This window comes from Mixta tenebrionis (genome assembly GCF_006517625.1).
GTDB classification, from domain to species: Bacteria; Pseudomonadota; Gammaproteobacteria; order Enterobacterales; family Enterobacteriaceae; genus Mixta; species Mixta tenebrionis.
In genome coordinates this window covers 269241-280445 of record NZ_VHQI01000004.1, presented here as the reverse complement: position 1 = coordinate 280445, position 11205 = coordinate 269241, and the positions used below count along the sequence as shown (strand labels likewise).

7 protein-coding genes are annotated in these 11205 nt (G+C 58.8%); all 7 read left to right on the top strand.

Features of this window, described 5'->3' with window-relative positions; genetic code table 11:
- Nucleotides 1-465 precede the first annotated feature (465 nt).
- Complete coding sequence (locus FKM52_RS08705) at nt 466-2403, top strand: hypothetical protein (protein WP_181407912.1); 1938 nt, start codon at nt 466-468, stop codon at nt 2401-2403.
- Nucleotides 2404-2694: 291 nt separating this feature from the next.
- The gene (locus tag FKM52_RS08700) at nt 2695-4050 is read left to right on the top strand and encodes a TolC family outer membrane protein (protein ID WP_141175809.1); all 1356 of its coding nucleotides are present in this window, start codon (nt 2695-2697) and stop codon (nt 4048-4050) included.
- Nucleotides 4051-4085: 35 nt separating this feature from the next.
- On the top strand, nt 4086-6218 hold the full coding sequence (locus FKM52_RS08695) for a type I secretion system permease/ATPase (protein WP_246085511.1): 2133 nt from the start codon (nt 4086-4088) through the stop codon (nt 6216-6218).
- A complete protein-coding gene (locus FKM52_RS08690; protein WP_141175807.1) occupies nt 6215-7384 on the top strand; it encodes a beta-barrel domain-containing protein in 1170 nt (389 codons plus the stop codon). The genes FKM52_RS08695 and FKM52_RS08690 overlap by 4 nt, the downstream gene beginning before the upstream one ends.
- Nucleotides 7385-7838: 454 nt before the next feature.
- Nucleotides 7839-8945: a porin OmpC gene (gene ompC / locus FKM52_RS08685; RefSeq protein ID WP_141175806.1), complete on the top strand. Its 1107-nt coding sequence runs from the start codon at nt 7839-7841 to the stop codon at nt 8943-8945.
- Between the two features lie 510 nt (nt 8946-9455).
- A complete protein-coding gene (apbE, locus tag FKM52_RS08680) occupies nt 9456-10505 on the top strand; it encodes an FAD:protein FMN transferase ApbE (RefSeq protein ID WP_141175805.1) in 1050 nt (349 codons plus the stop codon).
- 36 nt (nt 10506-10541) lie between these two features.
- A complete protein-coding gene (gene alkB, locus FKM52_RS08675) occupies nt 10542-11183 on the top strand; it encodes a DNA oxidative demethylase AlkB (RefSeq protein ID WP_141175804.1) in 642 nt (213 codons plus the stop codon).
- The last annotated feature ends 22 nt before the right edge of the window (nt 11184-11205 follow it).

Here is an 11205-nt window from a genome sequence, read left to right as displayed (position 1 = left end):
GTAATGGTGACGCGGCACCTGTCAGCGCCCAGGCTAATTCTTAATTTGCTGCTTTTCGCATCATATAGAGACGGCACGAACTTAAACGGCAAGCCCGCTTAAGCCGCTCAGCGCGCTTTTTTTGCAGCCGGAACCCTGTCAGCGGTTTAAGCCGTAAAAGTTGCGCAACGAAACCGGCAGCGGATGCGCTTTTATGGTGCCACTGATTAATTATGTTAATCGTTATGATAAATGGATAAAGATGTTCACCTGCGGAGATTTCTTTATACCTGTTGGCGCATTAAGCTAACATGCGGTTTTTAATTGATGTTTTACTTCCTGTTATCGGGCTGAATTAGCTCAGGTGCGCGCCGATCCACCCTTTCCTTCAGTGAAAGGATAAATAAAGCTACGCAATAGATCCCGGCTCAGGCCGCAGGATGCGCTGGCTTACGACAATTTTATCTGGCGCCACAGGAGATGATGATGGCCAACACCCCCGATCGGCAGCGGCTCGCCGCCGCGCTTCCCTTTTCCGAAAATAGCCTGCTGGCAGGTACGGCGCTCGCCGCTCCCGCCGCTTCCCCTGGCGCGCGGACGTTGCGAATCGACGTACCGGCGAGCGACACCGTCGCACTTGCGCCGGACGCCGCTATCAGCAATGGCGAGCGCGTTAACAGCAGCCAGGCGAAAAGCTTTAGCATGCTGGATAACGATATTCTTATTAACCCCCTCTCCGGCGATAACAAAATCAGCGTCAGCGAGCATGGCGAGCAGACAATTATCTCCGGTTATGCGCAAAGCGGCGCGCCGGGTGAAAAGGTGCTGGTCACGCTGAACGGCAAAACCTACGCCGGCACGCTGGATAACAACGCGATGTGGTTTGTCAGCGTATCTAAAGGCGATATGGCTGCCATCGCCGACGGCAAAGTCATATTTAACGTAGCGCATACTGATACCGCAGGGGGTGAACATCAACAGCAGGGCGCCTTTACGCTGGCTTCTGATGCCAATGCCCGCTATTCGCCCAGCCTGTTTATTAATAAAGTGACCGGAGACGATGTGCTGAGCGCCGTTGAGCGCGGCGGCGATCTGCTGATATCGGGCTGGGGGCGCTATATTGACGCAGGCTATGAGATTAAAGTCACGCTGAACGGCCACACCTACACCACCAAAACCACCAAAGACAGCCGCTGGATTATCGCCATACCGCAGCAGGATTTGCAGGATCTGCCGGAAGGACAGCTGACGCTGCTGGCTTCGCTGGGCGGCGCGGGGCGTACCGCCGAGGCGGCGCGGCTGCTGACGCTGACCCATAGCGGAGCTGATAAACAGACACCAGTACTGACGATAGATCCTATTTCCGGCGACAATAAGGTTGACGGCGGCGAAATCGCCGGGCCTTTCTATGTCACCGGCCATGCGGAAAACATCGCGGCGGGCAGCAAGGTGAAGCTGACCACCGGTGATAAGATCTTTACCGGCACCGTTACCGGCGACGGCGTCTGGAGCGTCTATGTTGACGATCTCTATAGCGTCAACAATGCCGCGACTACTCATGCCACCATTAGCTATCAGGATCGGGAAGGCAACCAGTTTGCTGCCACGCGCGTTATTGAAACCGCGGCGGGCGGCTATCCTTTCCACTATCCGATGATCTTTGCAATTAACCCGATCGGCGGCGACGATCGCCTCAGCGGCGCAGAGCGACATCAGGATCTTACCATCCGCGGCGAATTCACCTCCGGCGAAGGGCTGGGTAGCCAGCAAACCCTTTATGTAACCTTAAACGGCAAGACTTATACCACCGTGGTGCAGAACGGCGCGGACAGCCCCTACGATAATTACTGGCAGCTGGATATTCCGGCCAGCGATATTGAGTCGCTCACGCCCGGCAGCTATACCGTTGTGGCTTCCGTCAGCGACTGGCTGCAATGGAGCGGCTCACAGGTTACGCAGACGCAGGCGAAAATTATCCATGTTGATAATGATGGCCTCGCCACCCTGAGCAGCCTGCCAGCGGAACGCCATGACGGCGCGCAAGTCGGCGCGTTGTCGGACGGCGCTGCACAGCATGATGCCGCCGCTATGCACGGGCAGGGCGCCGCCTTGCCTGTAGCGGCAGAAGCGACCCACGCCGCGCTGCCCGGCCTGCACGCCGGCGAACCTTCCTCACTGCATGCGCTGATCGAGCGCCTGACCGCCGACGATGCGCAGCCGCATCAGGACGCCGCGACGGCCGGTCGGGCGCCGCTGACGGCGGCTGAAGCCGATGCCGTCCTGCCCGCTGCGCCCGCTGATATCTGGCAGACGCTGACGGCAGACGCATATGCGGCAGCGGATGACGGTGCGGCATATTACGCGCCCGACGCCCGGACGCTGGCCGATCTGCTTCAGCAGCCGCATCCGCAACAGCTGGCTTAAATCTTTAGTCTGATTTAAGTTTTCATCTTCATGACTAAGTTGTTTTTTTAATGCTTATGGCGGCTTTTTGCCGCCTTTTTGGCTTAATTTGGCGACGGGTAGCGCGGTAACTATCAGTTGTGCTGGTAAATAAAAAACGAGCCAGGCGGCAAAATTACATCATATGATTAATAAAATGAATGGAAGTTTGTAATAATTCATGATGTTATTTTACCGGGCAGCGGTTGCGGTAATGGATGGCGCGGAAGGCCCGCCCGCGCGTAGGGATAATAAAAAGGTTAACTAAACCAGATGCGTAAACTTCTTGTCTCTTTTTGCCTGAGCGCCCTATGGAGCGCCGTCGGGCATCCCGTCTGGGCCGCCTCAGAGCCGAAAGCCGAATTTAACTGGCGCGCCGCGCCGACTGAAGAGCAGATTGCCACCCTGAGCCTGCGCGAGGCGATCCTGCGCGCCTTTGCCCGTAACCCGCAGATTGCCCAGGCCGCCGCCCAGATTAACGTCGGCGCGGCGGAGCTGGATGCGGCGAAAAGCGCCTGGTATCCGCAGATCTCACTGCAGGGCAGCGGCGGCCGTTCCCATCAAACTGACTCCTCCGGCAGCCTGAATAATACCGCCTCCGGCGGCATCACCCTCAGCCAGCTGCTGTATGATTTTGGCCGCACCGGCGGCGCGATCGATGAACAGCACGCGCTCTCCGACGCTTATCGCTTCGCCCTGTACGCTACCATGACCACCGTCGCCGCCGATACGCTGCAGGCCTATCTGGAAGTAAAACGCTACCAGGCGCTGGTGGCGTCGGCACGCAGGAATATCGCGTCGCTGGAGCATGTGCGCGATATCGCCACGCTGCGCGCCGATGCCGGGCTGAATTCCCAGTCCGATGTATTGCAGGCGGGCACCCGGCTGGCGGGAATGCGCGCCACGCTGGAGCAGTACCGCGCGCAGCAGCGATCCGCTCAGGCGCAGCTTACGGTACTGACCGGCGTAGTCTCCGACAATCTGCCTGAACTGCCGGAATCGCTGCTGAGGCAGCAGGTGACGCTGGACCGCATCGCCTATGAAAAGAGCGCGGCGGTACGCAGCGCGCAGGCGAAGCAGGAGGCGGCGCGCGAGCGTATCAGACAGGCGGCTTCCAATCACTGGCCGACGATTAGGGTCGAAGCGGGGCGCACCCGCTACGAAAATGACAGCCGCTCCTACTGGGATGATGAGCTACAGCTGCGGGTTGAGGCGCCGCTCTATCAGGGCGGGCTGGTTAACGCCAAAACCCGCTCGGCGGAGGCGGAACGCCAGGCGGCGCAGGCGGAAATCCAGCGCGCCAAGCTCGATATCAACCAGCACGCCTCCACCGCTTACGCCGATATGATCGGCGCGCAGCAGCGTCAGCAGGCGGGCGAGGCGCAGCTGGCCAGCGCGGAGCACACCCGTGCGGTTTACGCCGATGAATACCGGCTCAGCAAGCGCAGCCTGAACGATCTGCTCAGCGTCGAGCAGGATGTCTTTCAGGCCGACAGTATGCGTATTTCAGCGCTGTATGACGGCTGGAGCGCCACGGTGCGCTACGCGGCGGCGGTAGACAACCTGCTCGATATGATGGGCGTCGATCGCGAGAAAAACAGCGGCGAACTGCTGCCTTCACTGCAGTAGAAATCGGCTTATGACAAATGAATAAGGCAGCCACTATGACCACCTCGACCGAAAACTGGATTGCGGCGATGCTGCGGGTCGCCGCCCGCTTCGGCAAGCCCGCCGATGGCAAAACGCTACGCCAGCAGATGCGCTGGTTCGAAAACCTGACGCCGGAGCAGCAGCTGGAGCGGCTGGCGGGCCTGCTGGGTCTGCACCTGACTATGACGCCGCGCGACAAGCTGCGCTGGCGTCAGGAAGTGACGCCGGTGATCCTGCTGCTGGAGAACGGCAGCGTGGCGGTGGTGGAGGCCATCGACGCCGACGGACGCGCGCGCTACTGGCTGAGCGAAGGCGGCGACGTGGTGCGCGAAAGCGATCTGACGGAGCTGCTGGCGCAGAGTCAGCCGCAGGTGGCGGTGCCCGGCGTGACGGCGCGCGGACGCGATGCGCGCATCGATGAATTCGTACAGCCCTGGGAGCAGCACTGGTTCTGGAAAAACTTCCGCGGCATGGGGCGGCGTATCGCGGAGATTTCGCTCGCCTCGATAGTCAGCAACGTGCTGGCGCTGGCGGGCATTCTGTTTTCGATGCAGATTTACGATCGCGTGATCCCGGCACAGTCGGAGTCAACGCTGTGGGTGCTGTTCGTCGGCGTGCTGATCGCCGCCGCGATTGAATACCTGATCCGCCTGATGCGTACTCAGGTTTCCGATCTGATGGGCAAACGCATCGATTTAAAAGTCTCCTCGATGCTGTTTGCGCGCGCGATGAATATTCGCAACGAGGCGCGCCCCAAATCCACCGGCTCCTTTATCTCTCAGCTGCGTGAAATCGATCAGGTGCGCGAACTGCTGACCTCCACCACCGTCGGCGCGGCGGCGGATCTGCCGTTTATCATTCTGTTTCTGTTTATTATGGGCTTTATCGGCGGACCGCTGGTGATTATTCCGCTGCTGGCGATTCCGCTGATCGTTATCCCCGGTTTGCTGGTGCAGATCCCGATGGCGCGGCTGGCGAAAGAGGGGCTGCGCGAAGGGGCGCTGCGCAATGCGGTGCTGGTGGAAACCATTGAAGGGGTGGAGGATATCAAGGCGCTGCAGGCGGAGCCCTATTTTCAGCGCCAGTGGGAGCAGACTCATGAAGTGAGCGCGGCGATCGGCATGAAGCAGCGGCTGTGGGGCGCGCGGCTCACCGGCTGGGCCTCGTCGGTGCAGCAGCTGACCTACGCCGGCATGCTGGTGTTCGGCACCTATCTGGTGCTGGCGGGAGATATCACTACCGGTACGCTGGTCGCCAGCAGCCTGCTCTCTTCGCGCACCATCGCGCCGCTGATGCAGCTGACGATGATTTTCTCGCGCTGGCAGCACGCCAAAAGCGCCATGAACGGCCTCGACGAGCTGCTGAAGAAGCCGCTCGATCAGCCGGAAGCGGACGAGATGGCGCACTGCCCGACGCTGACCGGCCATTACGATCTGCGCAACGTGCAGTACACCTACGATGAAGAGAATGTGAAAAACGTCCTGAGCATCGGTCAGCTGCAGATCAAGCCGGGCGAGCGCGTGGCGCTGCTTGGCAAGGTAGGCGCCGGAAAATCGACGCTGCTGAAGCTGCTGGCCGGCCAGGCGAAGGCGACGCAGGGCAAGGTTATCGTCGACGGCGTGGATATCAACCGCATCGATCCGGTCGATTTACGGCGCCAGCTCGGCTGGCTCTCGCAGGACTCGCGCCTCTTTTTCGGCACGCTGCGGCAGAATCTGATGCTCGGCAATCCCCACGCCAGCGAGCAGGAGATGCTGCAGGCGCTGCGCGTTAGCGGGGCGCTGGGCCTGGTGCAGCAGGATGCCGCCAGCCTCGATCGCATTGTCAATGAAGGCGGGCGCGGGCTGTCGGGCGGCCAGCGTCAGATGGTGCTGCTGAGCCGTATGATCCTGCGCCAGCCGCAGGTGGTGCTGCTGGACGAGCCTACCGCCTCGATGGATGAACAGTTGGAGGAGCATGTGATTCGCCAGATGTCCGGCTGGCTGAGCGGACGCACGCTGGTGCTGGTTACCCATCGTCCGGCGCTGCTGAAGCTGGTGGACAGGATCGTGGTGATGGATAACGGACGCATCGTGGCGGACGGGCCGCGCGATGAGATTCTGCGCGCCGCCGGGGCGGTGAAACCCGCGAAAGGAGATGCCGCATGAGCCAGGTTACGGTAGAAAACGAGCTGAAAAAACGCGAGCGCAACACCTCAATGATTATCTGGCTGTGCAGCGCGGCGCTGCTGATTTTCCTGGTGTGGGCGCACTTCGCCATTCTTGATGAGGTGACGGTCGGCACCGGCAAAGTGACCCCTTCCACGCGCGCGCAGGTGATTGAGAGCCTTGACGGCGGCATCGTCAACCAGCTCAACGTGCATGAAGGCGATATTGTTAACAAGGGGCAGATTCTGGCGCGTCTCGATCCGACGCGTTTTCAGTCGAACTTTGGCGAAGCGCAGGCCAAAGCGCGCACTCTGCGCGCCTCGGCGGAGCGGCTGCGCGCTGAACTGACCGGCGCGCCGCTGCAGTTCAGCGCGGAAACGCTGCGGGAGCCGGAGCTGGTAGCGCGTGAAACGCAGCTGTTTGAATCGCGGCGGCGCAACCTGCAGGAGACGGTCAGCAACCTGCAGCAGTCGCTCCGGCTGGTGCAGGATGAGCTGCGCATGACCGAGCCGCTGGTGGCGAAAGGCGCGGCGGGGCAGGTTGAGGTGATCCGCCTGCGTCGCCAGGTTAGCGAGCTGCGCGGGAAAATCGATGAGGCGCGCAACGAATATGCGGTGCGCGCGCGTGAAGAGCAGGTAAAAAATAACGCCGAGCTGGATGCGCAGCTGCAGGTGCTGACCGGCAAACAAGATCAGCTGACGCGCGCCACGCTCTATTCGCCGGTGCGCGGCATCGTTAAGGATATTCAGGTCACCACGGTCGGCGGCGTGCTGCAGCCGGGCGGCAAGCTGATGGAGATCGTGCCGCTGGAAGATCAGCTGTTAATCGAGACCCGCATTAACCCGCGCGATATCGCTTATATTCGTCCCGGCCTGCCAGCGGTAGTGAAGGTGACCGCCTATGACTCGTCAATTTATGGCGATCTGCCGGGTGAGGTAGAGACGGTATCGCCGGATACCTTGCAGGATGAGGTGAAGCGCGATCAATATTATTATCGCGTCTATGTGCGCACGCAAAAAGCGGAGCTGGTGAATCGCGCCGGACGTAAATTTCCTATCGTGCCCGGTATGGTTGCTAATGTGGAAATTAAGACCGGTCAAAAATCAGTAATGGACTATCTGGTTAAGCCATTAAATAAAGTTAAAGAGGCCATGCGCGAACGTTAATTTTGTCGGGTTAATTCTGTAATGGCAGGAAATGAATAAAAAAAAGCCGGACAATCAATGTCCGGCTGAAAATAAGGGTAAAACAGCTCATTCGGGGTGAATGAAGGTAATAATCAAATGAAATGATGATAGCAGGATCTATTTTATAACTGGAATGCAGAATTTTTTTATCATTCAGTGCTTAACACCGCGTTAGCTTTGCTTTTCTTTAGCTGTAATTCTGGTATTTTCTTATCAATAAGTGCTAAATAATTTAGCTCAACGTGCTGTATGAAAGTTCCCCGCTATTTACATCTGCTGCCAGGAAATAATATAAAGAAACAGTTTTGGAAATTTAGTAGCATTTTCGTGATGGATTATTACGTCTGTCAATCTAACAATGAGGTGCCGGCTGAAAATTAAACGTTCGGCTTGCAGTGGCAAAATAAAGGCACATAACCAGAGGGTAATAATAATGAAACGTCATATTCTCTCCCTGATGATCCCTGCGCTGTTAGTCGCAGGCTCTGCGGGTGCGGCAGAAATCTATAATAAAAACGGCAACAAACTTGACCTCTACGGCAAGGTAGACGGCCTGCACTATTTCTCTGACAACGATGGCAGCGACGGCGATAACTCCTATATGCGTTTCGGCTTTAAAGGCGAAACCCAGATTTCCGATCAGCTGACCGGCTACGGCCAGTGGGAGTACCAGGTCGCCCTGAACCATTCTGAAGCGGAAGGTACCGAAGACAACTTTACCCGCGTAGGTTTCGCCGGCCTGAAGTTCGGCGAAGCCGGATCTTTTGACTATGGTCGTAACTACGGCGTGGCTTATGATATTGGCGCATGGACCGACGTGCTGCCGGAGTTCGGCGGTGATACCTACGGCGCGGATAACTTCCTGTTCCAGCGCGCAAACGGCGTGGCGACCTACCGTAACAGCAACTTCTTCGGCCTGGTGGATGGCCTGAACTTCGCCCTGCAGTATCAGGGTAAAAACGACAGCAATCCGGAGCTGGCGGGCAGCCGCAAAGCGGTAGCGCAGAACGGCGACGGCTGGGGCCTGAGCACCACCTACGATCTGGGCAACGGCCTGGGCCTGGGCGCGGCGATGTTCCAGTCCGATCGCACCAATTATCAGAACAGCGGCGCGATTCTGGGCAACGGCGACAAAGCGGAAGCCTACACCGGCGGCCTGAAATATGACGCCAACAATATCTACCTGGCGGCGATGTACACTCGCTCCTATAACGCAACCCGCTTCGGCAGCAGCGATAATCCGGCGGCCTACGGCTTTGCGGATAAGGCGGATAACTGGGAGCTGGTGGCGCAGTATCAGTTTGATTTCGGCCTGCGTCCCTCTCTGGCCTATGTCAGCTCGCGCGGTACTGATATCCAGGGCTGGGGCAAACAGAACCTGAAAAAATATGTCGACGTAGGCGCGACTTACTACTTCAACAAAAACATGTCTACCTACGTTGATTATCAGATCAACCTGCTGGATGACAACGCCTTTACCAACGCCGCCGGCATCAACACCGACGACGTTGTGGCGCTGGGTCTGGTTTACCAGTTCTGATACTGGCTTAGCGGTAGAAAGGCGACGCCCGGCGTCGCCTTTTTTTATGCCGCTACAGCGCGGCCCTGAGCGCCATAGCGCAGTTTTTGCGCCATCGAACGCAACCGGCAGGAATCGGCCGCTTGTTTAGAGGAACGGTTAAGTGAAGGTTAAGGCGCGTTTGTTAATATAGGCAGGGCAAAGAAGAGAAAAAACAGGCCGCCTGATGCGCAGCGGCCCGTAAGGTGCTGCCTAGCGGCGGCGGGGACGATGAATCGCGCGTACGCGCGTACTTTTATAATGTTTTACACCAGCAAAGAGGCTCACTGCAGTAAAGAACAGCAGCAGAATAATAGCTTGCATAACAGGGCTCCTGGTTTATTAAATCGCGTAAAACGCCATAAGCAGGCAACGGTTTCAGCGCGCCGCTCAGGCGGGAGTCGAAAAGCGACTCAAGCGAAATAGGTCCACCTTACACTTGTTAAGGTTTGTAGTGCCAGTTAACAAAAAGACATATAAAGGGTGTAAAAAATGCAAAAAGTAGCGCTGGCGGCGGTGGGGCTGCTGGCATCGCTGATCGCGGGCTGCGATCGGCAGCAGGACAAGCTGGATGCGGGAGCGGTGCTGCAGGGTAAAACCATGGGCACCCAGTGGCGCGTCAGTCTGGCGGGCGTTCCTGCCGATCGCCTGGCGACGCTGCGGGAAAAAATTCAGCAGCGGCTGGATGCCGACGATCAGGAGCTCTCTACCTGGAAAAAAGATTCGATGCTGTCGCGTTTCAATCAGTATCGCGGCACGGCGCCGCAGCCTGTCAGCAGCAATATGGCGGATATTATTACCGTTGCGCTGCGCATCGGCAGGCTGACCGACGGCGCAATGGATATCACCGTCGGCCCGCTGGTGAATCTCTGGGGCTTTGGCCCGGACAAACAGCCGCCGCACACCCCTTCCGAAGCGGATATCGCCGCGGCGAAGGCGCTGACCGGATTGCAGCATTTACGGGTGACGGAGCGGGCCGAAGGCGCTTTTCTGCAAAAAGATCTGCCGGGGCTGTATGTCGATCTCTCTACCGTCGGCGAGGGCTTCGCCACCGACCACCTCGCGCGGCTGATGGAAGAAGAGGGGATCGCCAATTATCTGGTTTCGGTGGGCGGCGCGGTGCTTAGCCGCGGCCATAACGCCGCCGGCAAAGCCTGGCGGGTAGCGATTCAGAAGCCCACCGATCGCGAGAATAAGGCCCAGGCGCTGGTGGATTTACAGGGGCATGGCATCAGTACCTCCGGCAGCTACCGCAACTATTATGAGCTGGACGGCAGGCGTATATCGCACGTTATCGATCCGCTGAGCGGCCGGCCGATTGAGCACCGGCTGGTTTCCGCCACGGTAATCGCTACCACCGCGCTGGAGGCGGACGGCTGGGATACCGGCCTGATGGTGCTGGGCACCGATAAAGCGAAGGCGCTGGCGCTGCGGGAGAAGCTGGCGGTCTACCTGATCAGCAAAGACGATAAAGGCTTCAGCAGCTGGATGTCGCCGCAGTTCCGCGCTTTTCTGTTGCAGCAGCAGGTAAACGATGGTTAGCATGGCTTAACCATAGTGCGGTAAAGGAGAGCGACCATGTTAGATCTCTTTGGCGATGAGGCGCCCTGGGTGGAGCCGCTGGCGGAAGGCGCGGTGATTTTACGCCGCCGCGCCCGGCAGCAGGGCGCGGCGCTGCTGGCGTCAATCGCGCAGATTGCCGCGCAGCATCCTTTCCAGCATCTGATTACGCCCGGCGGATATCGCATGTCGGTAGCCATGACTAACTGCGGCGATCTCGGCTGGTCAAGCGGCCGTCGCGGCTATCACTATAGCGATGTCGATAGCTTTAACGGCCGCCGCTGGCCGGCGATGCCGCAGGGGTTTCTTCTGCTGGCGCAGCAGGCGGCGCAGGAGGCGGGCTTTACCGATTTTCAGCCCGATGCCTGCCTGATCAACCGCTATGAACCGGGCGCCAGGCTTTCGCTGCATCAGGATAAAGATGAGAAGGATCTGCGTCAGCCGATCGTCTCGGTGTCGCTCGGCCTGCCTGCGCAGTTTCAGTTCGGCGGCTTTGCGCGCGGCGACGGCGTGCAGCGCCTTCTGCTGGAGCATGGCGATGTGGTGGTATGGGGCGGGCCGTCGCGGCTGCGCTTCCACGGTATTCTGCCGCTAAAGCCGGGCGAGCATCCGCTGGCGGGGCCGTATCGCTATAATCTCACCTTCCGACGCGCGCGCTAACGGCGCAGTTGAGAATTATTAT

Coding starts and splice junctions, on each gene's coding strand:
- FKM52_RS08705 (WP_181407912.1), top strand. CDS start 466: ATGGCCAACACCCCCGATCGGCAGCGGCTCGCCGCCGCGCTTCCCTTT.
- FKM52_RS08700 (WP_141175809.1), top strand. CDS start 2,695: ATGCGTAAACTTCTTGTCTCTTTTTGCCTGAGCGCCCTATGGAGCGCC.
- FKM52_RS08695 (WP_246085511.1), top strand. CDS start 4,086: ATGACCACCTCGACCGAAAACTGGATTGCGGCGATGCTGCGGGTCGCC.
- FKM52_RS08690 (WP_141175807.1), top strand. CDS start 6,215: ATGAGCCAGGTTACGGTAGAAAACGAGCTGAAAAAACGCGAGCGCAAC.
- ompC (WP_141175806.1), top strand. CDS start 7,839: ATGAAACGTCATATTCTCTCCCTGATGATCCCTGCGCTGTTAGTCGCA.
- apbE (WP_141175805.1), top strand. CDS start 9,456: ATGCAAAAAGTAGCGCTGGCGGCGGTGGGGCTGCTGGCATCGCTGATC.
- alkB (WP_141175804.1), top strand. CDS start 10,542: ATGTTAGATCTCTTTGGCGATGAGGCGCCCTGGGTGGAGCCGCTGGCG.